Below are 16,910 nucleotides of genomic sequence, written 5' to 3'. Positions count from 1 at the left end.
CGCGTACGTGCCGGACTACTCCTCGCCGAAGCCCCAGTCCTCGGCGAAGTCGCCCTCGACGGCGTCCTCGATCATCTCGCCGGCGACCATCCCGCCGACCGCGCCGAGCGCTGCCCCGGCGACGATCCCGCCCATCCCGGGACCCCGGCCGTGGCCGCGACCGTGGCCGTGCTGCGGCGGGTAGCCAGGTTGCGTCGGGTAGCCGTGCTGCGGCGGGTAGCCCTGCGGGGCCCCGAAGCCCTGGGCACGCAGGCCGCCGTAGCGCGACGTGGTCTCCTTCAACCAGCCGTCGGCCACCTGCGCCCAGTCGACGCGGTCGGCGTCGGCGTGCGACACCGGGTAGCGCCCGAATACGTCGTGGCCGGCGCTGAGGAAGCCGCCCCGCTTGTCGCACTCCAGGATCACGTCGATGCCCTGCTGGCTGGTGACGAACGTCAGCTCGACCTCGTTGATGACCTGCGCGTACTGCGGGGCCGCGAAGTATTCGATCTCCTGGTAGAAGGGGAGCGTCTGCTGCACCCCCCGGATGTGGCCGCGCTCCAGGTCGGCGCCCTTGAACCGGAAGCCGAGCCGGGCGAACGCCTCCAGGATCCGCTCCTGCACCGGCAGCGGGTGCACCGCCACCTGGTCGAGGTCGCTCTTGTCGACGGCCCGGGCCACCGCCACCTCGGTGCGCAGCCCCATGGTCATGCCGTGCAGACGCTGGCCGTACACGTCGGTGATCGGGGTCTCCCACGGCACCGGGAGCTGGAACGGGATCGACAGCTGCTGCTTCGGGGCGAGCTCGAAGGCCCCGCTGACCGGCATCCGGTGGAACTCCATGATGCCCGCGTACTCGCTGTCGCCGCTCTCGATCTCGACACGGGTGACCAGGCCGACGGCGATCTGCTCGATGGCGGCCGGGGCTTCCCCGCCGACCAGGTTGACCCGGCCGTCGAGGGCCAGACCGGGCCGGGTGTTCGGGTTCGCGAGAACGGTGTCCACGGTCGGACCGCCCACCCCGAACGCGCTCAACATCTTCTTGAAGACCATCGCCACTCCCGCAGGTGCGCGCTCCACCCTGGAGCGTCGCAGCTCACGCCACCGACCCTAGCCAACACCGCTGTGAGGTGCCTGGGAACACACCGTGCCGTGCTCGGCGGCGTCCGGCGGGCGTGAGCAGGGGACCCTTCTCTACCGTATGCGTTAACAGGGGGCCCTTCCTTACACCTCCACCACGACCAGGTCGCCCACCTGCTCGGCGAGCGGGGCGCGGGCCGCCGGGTCGAGCCCTGCGTCGGTGATCAGCACGTCCGCGTCGGCGAGCGGGGCGATGGTGGCGATGCCGATCGTCTCCCACTTGGTGTGGTCGGCCAGCACCACCAGCCGCCGGGCGGCGTGCACCAGCCGCCGGTTGATGCCGGCCTCCAGCAGGTTGGGGGTGGTGAAGCCGGTGCGCGGGCTCATCCCGTGCACCCCGAGGAAGAGCACGTCGACGTTGAGCGTGCTCACGGCGGCCTCCGCCACCGGCCCGGTCAGCGCGTCCGACGGGGTGCGGATGCCGCCGGTGAGCACGACCGTGCGGTCGGCCCGGGGGTCGGCGTAGAGCGCGTCGGCGACGGGGATCGAGTTGGTCACCACGGTCAGCCCGCGCACGTCGGCGAGCAGGGTGGCCAGGGCGGCCGTGGTGGTGCCGGCGGAGAGCGCGATCGCCATGCCGGGCTCGACGAGGGTGGCGGCCCGCGCGGCGATGGCCCGCTTCTCGTCGCGCTGGCGGATCGACTTCGCGGCGAAGCCGGGCTCCTCGGCCGAGCCCGGCCCGGCCAGGGTCGCCCCGCCGTGCACCTTGTCGATCAGCCCGCGTTCGGCGAGGACCTCCAGGTCGCGGCGGATGGTCATGTCGGAGACGCCGAAGCGGGTCACCAGGTGGCTGACCCGCACCCCGCCGCGCTGCCGGATCAGCTCAAGGATGGCGCTCTGCCGTTGCTGGGCGAGCATCGGGCTCCTCCTCCCGGACCACGGCCACCTCGCCCGGGGCGACCTCCAGCTCCCCGGCACAGCGGGCGCCCGCGAGCAGCTCGGTTCCGGTGGCGGCGATCCGCGCCGGACGGTCGGTGTGGTTGACGACGAACAGCCAGCTCCGCCCGTCGCCGCGGCGGCGGACCACCTCCACGCCGGGCGGGGCGTCGGCGGCCGGCCGGACGCCGGCCTCGGCCAGCAGCCGGGCCACCAGGCGGTCGGTTGCGGCGTCGTCGAGCCGGGTGGCCGCGTACCAGGCCGCGCCCGCGCCGACGGCGTGCCGGGTCAGCGCCGGGACCCCGGGCAGGGGCCCGTCGGCGTACGCGGCGACGACCTGCGCGCCGGCCGGGTGCAGCCACTCCGTCCACACGTCGGCGGCGGAGCCGTCGTCGAGGGTGACCCGCTCGCCCTCGCGCAGCGGGAAGAACTCCTCGGTGCGGATGCCGAGCAGCTCCCGGAACGCGCCGGGGTAGCCGCCGAGCCGGACGTGGTCGTGCTCGTCGACGATGCCGCTGAAGTAGGTCACCAGGGCGGTGCCGCCGGCGGCGACCCACCGGCGCAGGGCCTCGGCGTCGGCGTCGCGGACGAGGTAGAGCGTCGGCACCAGCACGAGGCGGTAGCGGGACAGGTCGGTCGACGGGTGCACCACGTCGGCGGTGACGCCGGCCCGCCAGAGCGCGCCGTGCAGGGCGGTGAACCGGTCGGCGTACGTGACGTCGACGCTGGGGTGGGAGTCCAGCTCGACGCCCCACCATGCCTCGTAGTCGAACAGGATCGCCACGTCGGCGTCGACGCGGCTGCCGCGTACCTCGGCGAGGGCCTTCAGGTCGGCGCCGAGCCCGCACACCTCGCGGAAGACCTTGGTGTCCGCCCCGGCGTGCGGGACGAGCGCCGAATGGTACTTCTCCGCGCCGGCCCGGGAGGCCCGCCACTGGAAGAACAGCACCCCGTCGGCGCCCCGGGCGACGTGGGCGAGGCTGTTGCGGCGTAGCTGCCCGGGTGCCTTCGCCACGTTGCGGGGCTGCCAGTTGACCGCGCTGGTGGAGTGCTCCATGAGCAGCCACGGCGCGCCGCCGGCGACGCCCCGGGTGTGGTCGGCCGCCAGCGCCAGGCCGACGTGCGAGAGCGGGTCGGCGGCCGAGAGGTAGTGGTCGGTGGCGACCAGGTCCACGTCGGCGACCCAGGAGTGGTAGTCCATGTGCTTGCTCATGCCCACCATGAAGTTGGTGGTGACGGGCTGGGCGACGAGCCGCTTGAGCAGGTCGCGTTCGGCGCGAAGCTGGGCGCGCTGCTCGTCGGAGGAGAAGCGCAGGAAGTCGAGCTGCTGGGTGGGGTTGGCGAAGGTCGGCGCGGCGCGCGGCGGGTTGATCTCGGCCCAGTCGCCGTAGCGCTGGCTCCAGAAGAGGGTGCCCCACGCCTCGTTGAGGGCGTCGAGGTCGCCGTAGCGCTCGCGCAGCCAGCCCCGGAACGCCGCCGCGCTGACGTCGCAGTAGCAGTGCACGTTGTGGCAGCCCAGCTCGTTGGAGACGTGCCACATGACGACGGCGGGGTGGTCGGCGTAGCGGGTGGCGACGGCCTCGACGAGGGCGAGCGAACGCTCGCGGAACACCGGCGAGCTGGGGCAGTACGCCTGCCGGCCGCCCGGCCACAGCACGGTGCCGTCGGCGCGGCGGGGCAGCGTCTCGGGGTGGGCGTGGGCCAGCCACGGCGGCGGGCTGGCGGTGGCGGTGGCGAGGTCGACCGAGATCCCCCCGGCGTGCAGGGTGTCGAGGGCGCGGTCGAGCCAGCCGAAGTCGTAGGTGCCGGGGGTGGGCTCCAGCAGGGCCCAGGAGAAGATGCCGACGGAGACCAGGTTGACCCCGGCGCGGCGCATGAGCTCCACGTCCTCGGCCCAGGTCTGCTCGGGCCACTGCTCGGGGTTGTAGTCGGCGCCGTAGTAGATGCCGTCGCCCTGCCAGCCGTCGCCCTGCCCGCCGGTGTCGCGCTGCCCGCCGGTGTCGTGTCGATCCCGCATGAGGGCACAGCGTGCCCGCGCAGCACACCCAAGTCAACACTTTTCAACATCGGGCTTCTTTACAACGTTTACCGCGTCGATCCCCTTGTCACAGCGCGGTTTCGATCGACAGATCGACCCTTGACAGCGCCCGACGGACGAGTAGCTTGAGGCCCCTATGGCCGTTCGTGTTCGCTGATGTGGGTTCACGGTGGATCCGCTGTGGCATTCCCGAACGCCGATCACCCACCACCCCCACCACCCCACCCCCGGGTGCCGCACCCCTTCTCAGCCGCAGGAGGCACCATGTCCCGTCCCCGCACCCAGGCCGAGTACCTCGCCCGGCTCGTACCCCCGTCCGTCGCCGGCCTGCGCCGGCGCTCCCTGCTGGCCGGCGCGGCCGGCACGGGCGCCCTGCTCGGCACCGGTCTGCTCGCCGGCTGCGGCTCGGACTCCGAGTCCGGCGGGGCGGAGTCGAAGACGGTGTCGCTCGGCTCGAACCAGTCCGACCCCAAGCCCAAGGACGTGATCGCCAAGGTCATGGCCGGGTTCCAGACCGCCTCCGGCGTCGAGGTCGCGATCAACACGGTCGACCACAACACGTTCCAGGAGAACATCAACAACTACCTCCAGGGCAAGCCGGACGACGTCTACACCTGGTTCGCCGGCTACCGCATGCGGTTCTTCGCGGCGAAGGGCCTGGCCGGCGACGTCAGCGACGTGTGGGGCAAGCTCTCCGGCTACTCCGACGCGTTCAAGAAGGCGTCGACCGGCGACGACGGCAAGCAGTACTTCGTGCCGGCGTCGTATTACCCGTGGGCGATGTTCTACCGCAAGTCGGTGTGGCAGCAGCGCGGCTACCAGGTGCCGAAGACCCTGGACGAGCTGAACGCCCTCGGCGCGCAGATGAAGCGGGACGGCCTCAACCCGATCGCCTTCGGCGACAAGGATGGCTGGCCGGCGATGGGCACCTTCGACATCCTCAACCTGCGGATCAACGGCTACCAGTTCCACATCGACCTGATGGCCGGCAAGGAGGCGTGGACCTCCGACAAGGTGAAGAAGGTCTTCGACACCTGGGCGGGGCTGCTGCCGCTGCACCAGGCCGACAGCCTCGGCCGGACGTGGCAGGAGGCGGCCCAGTCGTTGCAGCAGAAGAAGTCCGGCATGTACCTCCTCGGCCTCTTCGTCGGCCAGCAGTTCAACGACGACGAGCAGGACGACCTCGACTTCTTCACCTTCCCCGAGATCGACCCGGCGATCGGGGCGAAGGCCCTGGACGCGCCGATCGACGGCTACATGATGGCCCGCAAGCCGAAGTCCGCGGCCAACGCGAAGAAGCTGATGGAGTACCTCGGCTCGAAGGACGCCGCCGACGTCACCGTCAAGAACGACCCGAACACGCTCGTCGCCAACAGCGGGGCCGACGTCAGCGGCTACACCGCGTTGCAGAAGAAGGCCGCCGAGCTGGTCGGCTCGGCCACCGAGATCGCCCAGTTCCTCGACCGGGACACCCGGCCCGACTTCGCCTCCACCGTGATGATCCCGGCGCTCCAGCAGTTCATCAAGGACCCGAAGGACATCAGCGGGCTGCTCACCAGCATCGAGAACCAGAAGAAGTCGATCTTCACCGACTGACGACGGCGAGAGGCGAGGACACGTGTCCGACCTGCCCCTGATCCAAGCGGATCCCGCCGTGTCGTCGCCGGCCGCGACCACCCGCAAGGGTGGTCGCGGCCGCGGGTCACGGCTCCTGTCCCGCACCGACCGCGTGGTGATCGCGCTGATGGTGCTCGTACCGCTGCTGCTGGTCGTCGGCCTGGTGTGGTTCCCGGCCCTGGCCACGGTGGCGCTGTCCGGCACGAACTGGGACGGCATCGGCCCGATCGGCGAGATCGAGTGGGTCGGCGGCCGCAACTACTCCGACGTGATCAACATCTATCCGCCGTTCGTGCCGGCCGTGCAGAACAACCTGCTCTGGCTCGCGGCGCTGTTCGTGGTCGCCACCCCGTTCGGCATGTTCCTCGCCGTGCTGCTGGACAAGGAGATCCGGGGCAGCCGCTTCTACCAGACCGCGCTCTACCTGCCGGTGGTGCTCTCGCTGGCGCTGATCGGCTTCGTCTGGCAGCTCATCTACTCCCGCGACCAGGGCCTGCTCAACGCGGCGCTGGGCACCAGCACCGACTGGTACGGCGACCCGGACGTCAACATCTGGGCGGTGCTCGTCGCCGCCGGCTGGCGGCACGTCGGCTACATCATGCTGCTCTACCTGGCCGGGCTGAAGGGCGTCGACCCGTCGCTGCGGGAGGCCGCCGCCGTCGACGGCGCGTCCGAGGCCACCACCTTCTTCAAGGTGGTCTTCCCGGTGCTGCGGCCGATCAACATCATCGTGCTGGTGGTGACCGTCATCGAGTCGCTGCGCGCGTTCGACCTGGTCTGGGTCGTCAACAAGGGCCGCAACGGGCTGGAGCTGATCTCCGCGCTGGTCACCCAGAACGTCGTCGGCGAGGCCAGCCGCATCGGCTTCGGCTCGGCGCTGGCGACGCTCATGCTGGCCGTCTCGCTGGTCTTCATCACCGTCTACCTGGCGACCGTCATGAGGGAGAACCGGAAGTGACCGCCGCTGCCCCGACCCGCGAGCCGGCCGCCGCCGCGTCCGGCCGCCGCCCGCTGCGGCCCGCCCGGGTCGTCCTGCACCTCTTCCTGGGCGCGGTCGCCGTCGGCTGGCTGTTCCCGATCTTCTGGGCGGTGCTGACCTCGCTGCGCTCCTACGAGTACACCGCCGCCAACGGCTACGTCTCCCTCGGCGGCTGGACCCTCGACAACTACGTCACCGCGTGGCGCACCGCCGAGTTCGGCAAGCACTTCCTCAACTCCGTCTACATCACCGTCCCGGCCGTGCTGCTGACGCTGTTCCTGGCCTCCTGCGTCGCGTTCGTCATCGCCCGGTTCAGCTGGAAGCTCAACATCGTCCTGCTCGGCCTGTTCACCGCCGCGAACCTGCTGCCCCAGCAGGCCCTGCTGATCCCGTTGTTCCGGCTGTTCACCGAGGTGCCGCTGCCGCCGTTCATGAGCGACTCCGAGCTGCTCTACGACAGCTACTGGGGGCTGATCCTGGTCAACGTCGCCTTCCAGTGCGGCTTCTGCGTCTTCGTGCTCAGCAACTACATGAAGGCCCTGCCGCACGAGCTGTACGAGGCGGCGATGGTCGACGGGGCCAGCGTGTGGCGGCAGTACTGGCAGGTGACCATGCCGCTGTGCCGACCCGCCCTGGCGGCGCTGGCCACGCTGGAGGTGACCTGGATCTACAACGAGTTCTTCTGGGCCACCGTGCTCATGCGCACCGGCGACAAGTTCCCGGTGACCAGCTCGCTGAACAACCTGCGCGGCGAGTTCTTCACCGACAACAACCTCGTCTCGGCCGGCTCGGTGCTGGTCGCGATCCCCACCCTGGTGATCTTCTTCCTGTTGCAGAAGCAGTTCGTCCGGGGCCTGACGCTGGGAGCCTCCAAGGGATGACGATCGTCCACCTGCGCCGGGCCGCGACCAGCCTGGTGCTCGACGCGCGCGGCCCCGGGCTGCCCCGGGTCGCACACTGGGGCGCCGACCTCGGCCCGCTCGCCGCCGACGACCTGACCGCGCTCGTCGCGGCAGGCGTGCCGCCGGTGGTGCCGAGCAGCTTCGACGCCCCGACCGTGCTGTCGCTGCTGCCCGAGGCGAGCGCCGGCTGGAGCGGGCGGCCCGGGCTGGCCGGGCACCGCGCCGGCGCCGCCTGGTCCACGGCGTTCCGCCTCGACGCCCTCGCCGTCACCGACGAGCCCGACGGGACCGGGGACCCCGCTGACCCGGCCGGTCCGGCCGGCTCGGCCCGGGTGACCGTGACGGCCAGCGACCCCGCCGCGGCGCTGACGCTGACCGTCGAGGTCGTGCTGGACCCGGCCGGGCTGGTGCTGCTGCGGCACCGGCTGCGCAACGACGGCGACACCCCGTACGAGCTGCGGGAGCTGACCGGCGTGCTGCCGGTGCCGGCGGTCGCCACCGAGCTGCTCGACCTGACCGGCCGGTGGTGCCGGGAACGGTCGCCGCAGCGGCACCCGTGGCCGATGGGCACGTGGGTGCGGGAGGGCCGGCACGGGCGCACCGGGCACGACGCGACGCTGCTGCTGGTGGCCGGCACGGCCGGGTTCGGCTTCCGGCACGGCGAGGTGTGGGGGGTGCACACCGCGTGGAGCGGCGACCACGTCACGTTCGCCGAGCGGCGGCCCACCGGGGAGGCCACGCTGGGCGGCGGCGAGCTGCTGGGCAGCGGCGAGATCACGCTCGGCCCCGGCGAGTCCTACGCCACCCCCCTGCTCTACGCCGCGCACTCGACCACCGGCCTGGACGGGCTCAGCGACGCGCTGCACGCCCACCTGCGCGCCCGACCGGGGCACCCGCGTTCGGCGCGGCCGGTCACCCTCAACGTGTGGGAGGCCGTCTACTTCGACCACGACCTCGACCGGCTGCGCGCCCTCGCCGACCACGCCGCCGCCGTCGGGGTGGAACGGTTCGTGCTCGACGACGGCTGGTTCGTCGGCCGCCGGCACGACCGGGCCGGGCTCGGCGACTGGTACGTCGACGAGACGGTCTGGCCGGGCGGGCTGCAACCGCTGATCGACCACGTGCGCGGGCACGGCATGCAGTTCGGCCTCTGGGTCGAGCCGGAGATGGTCAACCCCGACTCCGACCTGTTCCGCGCCCGCCCCGACTGGGTGCTCGCCGTGCCCGGCCGGCTGCCGCCCCCGTGGCGACACCAGCAGGTGCTCGACCTGGCCAACCCGGCCGCGTACGCGTACGTGCTGGGGCGGCTCGACGCGCTGCTGCGCGACCACGACGGCATCGCGTACCTGAAGTGGGACCACAACCGGGACCTCACGGAGGCCGGCCACGCCGGGCGGCCCGGGGTGCACGCGCAGACCGCCGCCGCCTACCGGCTGCTCGACGAACTGCGCGCCCGCCACCCGGGGCTGGAGATCGAGAGCTGCTCCTCCGGCGGCGCGCGGGTCGACCTGGAGATCCTGCGCCGCACCGACCGGGTCTGGGCCAGCGACTGCAACGACGCCCTGGAGCGGCTGGCCATCCAGCGGTGGACCGGGCTGCTGCTGCCGCCCGAGCTGGTCGGCAGCCACGTCGGGCCCGACCGCTCGCACACCACGCACCGGGTGCACGACCTGGGCTTCCGGGCCGCCACCGCGCTGTTCGGCCACTTCGGCGTCGAGTGGGACATCGGCTCTGCCAGCGCCGCCGACCGGGTCGAGCTGTCGGCCTGGGTGGCGCTGCACAAGCGGCTGCGACCGCTGCTGCACGCCGGCCGGGTGGTCCGGGTCGACCACCCCGACCCGGCCGTCTGGGCGCACGGCGTGGTCGCCGCAGACCTCACCCACGCGGTGTACGCCGTGGCGCGCGTCGCCACCTCGGTCGCCCAGGTGCCGGGCGCGCTGCGGCTACCGGGGCTCGACCCGGCCCGCCGGTACGCGGTCCGGCCGGCGGCCGGCATGCCGGAGCCGGCGGTGCTGGAGCTGACGGAGCCGGGCTGGCTGCCCGGGGTGACCCTGCCGGGCGCGGTGCTCGCCTCGGTCGGCCTGCAACTGCCGGCCCTGCACCCCGAGCAGACCCTCCTGCTGGAGGTCGACGCGGTCGGCTGACCCCCCGTCTTGACCTTCCCCCTCGGGCAGGCCACAGGCTGGTGCCTGCCGGTCGCGGTGACCGGCACGAGGAGGACATGACGTGGGGCTGCTGACCATCGGAGGGTTCGCCAGGGCCGCGCGGCTGACGCCGAAGGCGCTGCGCCTGTACGACAAGCTGGGCCTGCTCCGGCCGGCGGCGGTCGATCCCGAGTCGGGCTACCGGCTCTACGAACCGGCCCAGTTGGAGCGGGCCCGGCTGATCGCCTCGCTGCGGCGCATCGGCATGCCGCTGGCCGAGATCGGTGCCGTCTGCGGGCTGCGGCCCGAGGCGGCGGCCGAGGCCGTCGACGCGTACTGGCAGCGGATAGCCGCCGACACGGCGGAACGCGGTCGCCTCGCCACCCTCCTCGTCGGCGACCTGTCCGGAAAGGGGTCCGTCATGGACCATCACACTCTCGCCGTCCGCCACGCCACCCGGTGCGAGATCGGGGCCGCGCGGGACAGCAACGAGGACGCCGCGTACGCCGACGAGCGGCTGTGGGCCGTAGCCGACGGCATGCGCGGGCCCGGCGGCGCGGCGGCCAGCACCGCCGCGATCGACGTCCTCCGGGCGTTGGAGCCCGCCGACGTGCCGGCCGCCGAGCTCCTCGCGCTGCTGGCCGGCGGGGTCGACGAGGCCCACCGAGCCGTGCGCGGGCTGGCGGTGGAGGACCCGCACCAGCCGGTCACCACGCTGACCGCACTGCTGCGCTCCGGCTCCAGGGTGGCGCTGGTGCACGTCGGCGACAGCCGGGCATACCTGCTGCGCGATGGCGAGCTACACGGGCTCACCCGGGACCACACGTACGTCCAGTCGCTGGTCGACGCTGGCCGGCTGGCCCCGGAGGCGGCCGCCGCCCACCCGCAGCGGGCCGTACTGGTGCGCGCTATCGGGGCCGGCGGCGAGCACGTCGAGGCGGACCTGGCGCTGCGCGACGCCCGCCCCGGTGACCGCTACCTGCTCTGCTCCGACGGGCTCTCCGCGATGATCGACCCGGCGGCGGTGCGCGAGGCGCTGGGCGGGGTCGGCGGGCCGGACGAGGCCGTGGACCGGTTGGTCGCCCTCGCATACGCCGCCGGCGCGCCCGACAACGTCGCCTGCGTGGTCGCCGACGTCGTCGCGGGGTAGCCCACACGACGCGGTGGCCGGGCCCGGGCGGGCCCGGCCACCGCCGGTGGCGCGGAGGGGTCAGCTCGCCGTGCAGGTCACCGCCGGAACGGCGGGGGTGCCGGTGGAGCTGCCGAGGAAGCCGAAGCTGGTGCTGGCCCCGGCCCCGAGCTTGCCGTTGTAGCTGACGTTGGTGGCGGTGACGTTCGACCCGCTGCTGGTCAGCGTCGCGTTCCACGCCTGGCTGATGGACTGGCCGCTGCCGAGGGTCCACTTCGCCGTCCAGCCGTTGATGGCGGCGGAGCCGGCGGTCACCTTGACCTCACCCTGGAAGCCGCCCTGCCACTGGCCGATGATCGTGTACGTCGCCGTGCAGCCGCCGGTGGCCGGCGGGGTGGTCGGCGGGGGCGTCGTGGTCGGCGGCGGGAGGGTCGGGGTCACGGTCGTCGAGGGCGTGGGCGTGACGATGCCGCCGTAGACCGACGCCTCCTTCGAGGTCGCCTTGATGCCGTTGGCGCCGTTGAAGATGCGCTGGCCCCACGTGGTCAGGGCGGCCGGGTTGAAGTTGGTGGTCATGTCGAGGTATTCGACGCCGCCGCCGTTGCCGCTCCACGACCAGCCGAGGTAGCCGATGCCGTTGGCCTGCGTGTACGACAGGATGGCGTCCTCGTCGGGGTTGCCGTCGGAGTGGTCGAAGCCGAACTCGCCCACCACGATCGGCAGCTTCGCGGTGCGGAACCGGCCGAGGTAGTCGGAGATCTCGGCGGCGGTGTCGAAGACGCCGTACATGTGGATGGAGAAGACGGTGTTCTTCTGCGGGTCGGCCGCGAACACCGACGCCGCGTTGTCGCGCATGGTGAACGACCAGTCCTGGCCCCAGTTGGGGGCGTCGACCATGATGGTGTGCGCGAGGCCGGCAGTGCGCAGCCGCTTGATCGCGTTGGCCGAGTCGGTGGCCCAGGTGCCGTAGCCCTGGTTGCCGTAGGGCTCGTTGCCGATGTTGACGATCACGTACTTCTCCTGGCCGGCGAGGGCGCTGGAGATGCTCAGCCAGTAGTCGACCGCCCGGTCCAGGGTGATCGCGCCGCTCTGCTCGCCGTAGCCGGTGGTGTCGTGCACCTCCAGGACGCAGATCAGCTTGTTCGCCTTGCACAGGGAGACGACGTTGGCGACGTCGGCCGTGTCGTTCTTGGCCCAGCGGTCGCCGCTGGCCAGCACCACCCGCACCGTGTTCGCGCCGAGCGCCTTGATGTTGGCGAAGGAGCTGGTCTGCTGCGGGTACCAGGTGTGGGCGTGGTTGACGCCGCGCATGACGAACTCGTTGCCGTTGGCGTCGTAGAGCTTGCCGTTGGCGACGGTGAAGCCGGCGGCGGCGTGCGCGGGCTGCCCGAAGGCGAACACGGCGGCGAGGACCGTCAGCAGGGCGACGCCCGCGACGGAGAGACGTTTTCTCATGGCCTTCCTCAGGGAGGGTCGAGCCCCGTGCCCGGCGGGGGTGCGGTGGTGGTGACGAAGAAGGCGGCTGGCCCGTCAGCCGCCTTCCGGCTCCGCGGCGGCGCAGGCATCAGCGTAGGCCGATCAGTGAGGAGGGGCAACCGGTTCAGTGACTCGCCACTCAGCGGAGGGATGTCCTGTGGCGGCTCGCGGGGCAGCGAGCCGCCACAGGTGCGGTCATCCCCACCACAGGATGCGACGCCCCCAGCCTGAACCGGTTAAGGCCGGACCTTACCAGCCAGAGCCGCCCCGTCAAGGCCTCGACGGCCGTCGAGGGTTGACCGACGCCCACGGGGGTAAGCGGGGTGGATCGGGAGAGCGAAGGAGATGCGCCATGGTCAACGTCGGCTACACCCTGATGTGCGAGCAGGCCGGGCCGAAGGAACTGGTCGACTACGCGGTGCGCGCCGAGGCCGCCGGCTTCGACCAGCTGGTGATCTCCGACCACTACTATCCCTGGCTGGATTCCCAGGGCCACTCCCCGTACGCCTGGTCGGTGCTCGGCGCGGTCGCCCACGCCACCAGCCGGGCCGAGCTGATGTCCTTCGTGACCTGCCCGATCCGCCGCTACCACCCCGCCGTGGTGGCGCAGAAGGCCAGCACGATCGGGGTGCTGTCGGACGGCCGGTTCACCCTCGGCCTGGGCGCCGGGGAGAACCTCAACGAGCACGTCGTCGGCGGGTGGCCGCACGTGCAGCAGCGGCACGAGATGTTCGAGGAGGCGCTCCAGATCATCCGGCCCCTGCTGAACGGGGAGACGCTGACCTTCTCCGGCAACCACTTCGACGTGCCCGACGCGTACGTCTGGGATCGGCCCGACCGCCCGGTGCCGATGGCCGTGGCCGCGTCCGGCCGGCAGTCGGCGACGCTCGCCGCTGACTACGGCGACGGCCTCGTCGCCACCGAGCCCGACGCCCAACTGATCCAGATGTACGACGACGCGGGCGGCGTGGGTCAGCCCCGGTTCGGCCAGGTCGCGATCTGCTACGGCCCCGACGAGGCGGAGTGCCGCAAGATCGCGCACGACCAGTTCCGCTGGTTCGGCATGGGCTGGAAGGTCAACGCCGAGCTGCCCGGCCCGGAGTCGTTCGCCGCCGCGACCCAGTACGTCCGCGAGGACGACGTCGCCGACGGGATCTCCTGCGGCCCGGACACCGACCGGCACGTCGAGGCGTTCAAGAAGTTCGTCGACGCCGGCTTCACCCACGTGGCGCTGGTGCAGGTCGGCGGCGACACCCAGCCGAGGTTCCTCGACTGGGCCCGGGAGGAGCTGCTGCCCCGGCTCCGCGAGCTGTGAAGCGGCGGCGGCTCGCCGTGCTGCTCAACCTGGTCCTTCAAGCCCGCCCGCCACAAGCGCCGACCGGTTACTCAGCGCCGTCCGCGCGCCCGACGACGCCAATCCCGCCGTTCCCTTTGCTCTGCACCCACAGACGCATCGCTCACGCAGCGCAACCGACCGGCCCATCCGCCACTGTCCGCCGCCATCCTTCCCGCGCAGCTCGCCGGGGTGATGCGTCGATGGGTGCAGAGCAAAGGGGGCAGGGGCAGTCCGGTGCTGCCGCCGGAGCGTCGCGCGGAGTAAAGCCAGCCGCCCCCGCAGCCGAACGCCATCATGCTCACGGAAAGTGACGACGCCGGAGCGCCGCCGACCCGGACGTCAGGGGCGCAGGCTCAGGGCGCGCAGGAGGGCCCGGGTGGCCTCCCGCACCGGGGCCAGGACCGACGCGTTCAGCCAGCGGACCGCCGGGGTGACCGTGACCCGCCAGGCGGCGCGCAGGGCGCGGCCGAGCGGGGCGACGGTGTGCCGCCAGGCCCAGCGCAGGGCCCGGCCGACCGGGCGCAGCAGCAGCCGGTGCAGGGCGCGCAGGATGCGCCCGGCGAGCCGCCAGGCGGCGGTCAGGGCCGTCCACAGCAGCCGCAGCAGCCACCACAGGCCGCGCCCGAGGGCCCGCAGCGCCGGCCCGAACAGCCGCCCCACCAGATCCACCAGCGGCACCAGGAGGTGCCGGATCAGCCAGTCGACCGCCACCACGACCAGGGCGACGCCCCGGGCGAACGCGGCGACCAGCGGGTGCGGCGGCGGCTCGGGGCGGGCGGTGTCTCGGCCGGTCACGGCGGCGAGCGTAACGGCCCACGGCAACCATGCGGCGGCCCGGCCGGCACGGGCGGCCGGGCAGCGCGGGAAGGCAGAGCGACGCGGAAGGCGGAGCGGCGCGGGCGGCCGGTCAGGCCGGGCGCAGGTCGAGGTCGGCGAGCACCGGGTAGTGGTCGGAGGCGTACTCGGTGTCGCCGCCGCGCACCACGACGCAGGACCTAGCCAGCCCGGCCAGAGTGGGCGTGCCGAACAGGTAGTCCAGCCGCATGCCGGAGAACTCCGCGCCACCGCCGTGCCGCGTCGGCGCGGTGCGCCCCTCGTCGCCCGGGGCGAGCGCGGCGTACAGGTCGACCAGGCCCGCGGCGGCGAGCCGGGCCACCGCCCGGGTCTCCACCGTCCGCCCGTCCCGGCGCAGGTGCCGACGCCGGTACGCGGCCGGCAGCCGGGCGACGCGGTCGGTGTGGTCGACGCCCGGGGCGAGGGTGTTCAGGTCCCCGGCCAGCAGCGCCAGCGCGCCCCGCCCCACGCCGGGGGTCCGGCCGACGGCCCCCGCCAGCCAGCCCGCCTCGACCCGCCGCCGCAGCCCCGAGTACGGGTCGAGGTGCGCGGCGAGCACGGTGAGCGGCCCGGAGTCGGTGGCCACGGTGACGCGTACGGCGGCGTGGTGGAACGGTCGGCGGACCGGGCCGACCGCGACGACCCGCAGCGGCGGGCGGACCAGCACCGCCACGGGCTGCCCGAAACACGACCGGGCCAGGTACGGCTCCATGCCCACGGCGGCGGCGAAGCCGGCCAGCACGCCGCCGGAATCGAAGCCGCGCAGCTCCTGCGCGGCCAGCACGTCCGGCCGGTGCGCGGCGACGACCCGGGCCACCCGGTCCAGGCGGCCGGGGCCCGTCCGGTCCCGGCCGCCGGTCCTGATGTTCCAGGTCATCACCCGCAGCATCGGGTCAGTCGGGGCGGCCGGCGGTGGCCAGCTCGTCGTCGAGCTCGTCGACCTGTTCGGACTCGATCGCCGGGCGGTTGCCCTCGGCGAGGTCGGCGTTGGGGCGGATCACCCAGTAGAGCAGACCGATCCACAGGGCGCTGAGCAGGATCGCGCCCATGAAGTCCGTCGGGTGGTGCATGCCCCGGTACATCCGGGAGACCGCCACGCCGACCGGCATGACCACGGCGGCGGCCACGAACAGCCACCGCCACCAGCGGTCGGTGCGGGGGAACACGATGAGGGCGATGGCCAGCCAGAGGCAGATGGTGGCGGCGATGTGCCCGGACGGGAACGACGAGGTGGGCATCTGCCCGTCGAGGTTCTCCACGGGAGGTCGGGGCCGGTCGACGGCGCGGGCGGAGGCGAGGAAGAGGGTCAGCTCGCCGAACATCGCCAGCGCCACGAACAGCACCGGCCGCCAGCGCCGCCACACGGCGAGCACCAGCGGGCAGAAGACCAGCGACACCAGCAGGATCGCGTGGGTGTCGCCGAACTTGCTCCACCACCAGCTCAGGTCGGTCGACGCGGCGGTGTGCCGGTCGGCGAACCAGCGCGGGACCCCGGTGTCGAGGGTGCCGAGGAACGTGTCCTTGGCGTGGTAGCTGACGAACATGCCGAACGCGTACAGCGCGCCGAACACCAGCACCCAGCCGACCAGCAGCTCCGCGACGGCCGAGCGGGGGTGCTCCAGCACGCGCTCCTCGGCGGGGGCCGGGGCGATGTCGCGGCCCGCCTCCGGCTCCAGGCCCTCGGTCAACGGCGGCACCGGCCGGCCGCGCTCGCGCCGCCAGAGCCGGAAGGCGTACGCGGTGACGCCCAGCCAGGCCGCGCCGAGCAGCCAGCCGCCCAGCACGTCGGAGACGAAGTGCACGCCCAGCGCGATCCGGGTCAGCCCGATCAGGGCCACCAGCACGGCGGCGACGGCGATGGCGGGCCTGCGCCAGCGGGGTGCCATGGCGGGAAGGAAGACCAGCAGGATCGCCCCGTAGGCGACGAACGAGCCGAGGGCGTGGCCGCTGGGGAAGCTGTTGCCGGGGGCGCTGGCCAGCGGCACGTCCACCACGGGACGCAGGCGGCCGACCAGGGTCTTCAGCGACGGGTCGAGGATCAGCCCGCCGACCCCGGTGATGATGAGGTAGACGGCGAGCCGGGCCTGGCGGCGGATCAGCAGCCCGAGCACGGCGACGCTGACCAGCCAGATCAGCACGGGCCGCCCGCCGAGGTCGGTGATCGCCTGCAACACGGTGACCAGGGCGTGATGGGGGGCGACGAGCCCGTTGAACCACTCGGCGGCTTCGTGGTCGGCGTGCTGGAGCGGGCTCCACCGGAACCGCACCAGCATCAGCAGCAGGCCGAAGGCGACCCCCGCGCCGACGACGGCCACCAGGCCGGCGATGCTCCGCTCGGCGAAATGGCCGAGTGGCCGCCGCACCACCTCTTTGACCGCGGTCACCCCGCACCTCCCTTGTCGGCTCTGGCGAGGCCCTTTACCCGATCCGGGCCGCCCGCACACCGAAGGGGGTCGCGCG

The 16,910-nt window shown here is 72.9% G+C and carries 13 protein-coding genes; 6 read left to right on the top strand and 7 right to left on the bottom strand.

Annotation, left to right across the window (positions count from 1 at the left end):
* Nucleotides 1–15: 15 nt before the first annotated feature.
* The 3 genes from O7633_RS29895 to O7633_RS29885 form a co-directional block, all read right to left on the bottom strand.
* A complete protein-coding gene (locus O7633_RS29895) occupies nt 16–1,032 on the bottom strand; it encodes a sporulation protein (protein WP_282324764.1) in 1,017 nt (338 codons plus the stop codon).
* 171 nt (nt 1,033–1,203) lie between these two features.
* Nucleotides 1,204–1,977 (bottom strand): DeoR/GlpR family DNA-binding transcription regulator, encoded by a 774-nt coding sequence (locus O7633_RS29890; protein ID WP_178064013.1) that lies wholly within the window; start codon nt 1,975–1,977, stop codon nt 1,204–1,206.
* Entirely contained in the window at nt 1,943–4,012 is a 2,070-nt protein-coding gene (locus O7633_RS29885; protein ID WP_282324763.1) for a beta-galactosidase, read from the bottom strand. Before O7633_RS29885 ends, O7633_RS29890 begins: the two co-directional genes overlap by 35 nt.
* Nucleotides 4,013–4,297: 285 nt before the next feature.
* On the opposite strand from O7633_RS29885, the gene O7633_RS29880 reads away from it, so the two are divergent.
* From O7633_RS29880 to O7633_RS29860, 5 genes are all read left to right on the top strand, one after another.
* Complete coding sequence (locus O7633_RS29880) at nt 4,298–5,629, top strand: ABC transporter substrate-binding protein (protein WP_282324762.1); 1,332 nt, start codon at nt 4,298–4,300, stop codon at nt 5,627–5,629.
* 22 nt (nt 5,630–5,651) lie between these two features.
* Nucleotides 5,652–6,608, top strand: a complete 957-nt coding sequence (locus O7633_RS29875) for a sugar ABC transporter permease (RefSeq protein ID WP_074479175.1) — start codon at nt 5,652–5,654, stop codon at nt 6,606–6,608.
* A complete protein-coding gene (locus O7633_RS29870) occupies nt 6,605–7,510 on the top strand; it encodes a carbohydrate ABC transporter permease (RefSeq protein WP_282324760.1) in 906 nt (301 codons plus the stop codon). Before O7633_RS29875 ends, O7633_RS29870 begins: the two co-directional genes overlap by 4 nt.
* Entirely contained in the window at nt 7,507–9,675 is a 2,169-nt protein-coding gene (locus O7633_RS29865; protein ID WP_282324759.1) for an alpha-galactosidase, read from the top strand. The genes O7633_RS29870 and O7633_RS29865 overlap by 4 nt, the downstream gene beginning before the upstream one ends.
* Before the next feature lie 82 nt (nt 9,676–9,757).
* Nucleotides 9,758–10,825, top strand: a complete 1,068-nt coding sequence (locus O7633_RS29860) for a MerR family transcriptional regulator (protein WP_282324758.1) — start codon at nt 9,758–9,760, stop codon at nt 10,823–10,825.
* A gap of 60 nt (nt 10,826–10,885) precedes the next feature.
* Here the strand turns inward: O7633_RS29860 and O7633_RS29855 are convergent, their stop codons facing one another.
* Nucleotides 10,886–12,259 carry a cellulase family glycosylhydrolase gene (locus O7633_RS29855; RefSeq protein WP_282324757.1) on the bottom strand — a complete coding sequence of 458 codons (1,374 nt, stop codon included), beginning with the start codon at nt 12,257–12,259 and terminating at the stop codon, nt 10,886–10,888.
* Nucleotides 12,260–12,632: 373 nt separating this feature from the next.
* Here O7633_RS29855 and O7633_RS29850 point away from each other — a divergent pair, with 373 nt between their 5' ends.
* Nucleotides 12,633–13,595: a TIGR03557 family F420-dependent LLM class oxidoreductase gene (locus O7633_RS29850; protein ID WP_282324756.1), complete on the top strand. Its 963-nt coding sequence runs from the start codon at nt 12,633–12,635 to the stop codon at nt 13,593–13,595.
* Nucleotides 13,596–13,955: 360 nt separating this feature from the next.
* Here the strand turns inward: O7633_RS29850 and O7633_RS29845 are convergent, their stop codons facing one another.
* The 3 genes from O7633_RS29845 to O7633_RS29835 all read right to left on the bottom strand — a co-directional run bounded on the left by O7633_RS29845 (nt 13,956) and on the right by O7633_RS29835 (nt 16,834).
* Nucleotides 13,956–14,411, bottom strand: a complete 456-nt coding sequence (locus tag O7633_RS29845) for a hypothetical protein (RefSeq protein WP_282324754.1) — start codon at nt 14,409–14,411, stop codon at nt 13,956–13,958.
* Between the two features lie 112 nt (nt 14,412–14,523).
* A complete protein-coding gene (locus O7633_RS29840) occupies nt 14,524–15,339 on the bottom strand; it encodes an endonuclease/exonuclease/phosphatase family protein (RefSeq protein ID WP_282324753.1) in 816 nt (271 codons plus the stop codon).
* Between the two features lie 4 nt (nt 15,340–15,343).
* A complete protein-coding gene (locus tag O7633_RS29835) occupies nt 15,344–16,834 on the bottom strand; it encodes a phosphatase PAP2 family protein (protein WP_282324752.1) in 1,491 nt (496 codons plus the stop codon).
* Between the last annotated feature and the right edge of the window lie 76 nt (nt 16,835–16,910).

The sequence above is a fragment of the Micromonospora sp. WMMD712 genome, from assembly GCF_029581295.1.
Lineage (GTDB): Bacteria > Actinomycetota > Actinomycetes > Mycobacteriales > Micromonosporaceae > Micromonospora > Micromonospora carbonacea.
Note: the sequence above shows the minus strand (reverse complement) of the source record. Positions and strands in the feature narration are given on the sequence as shown.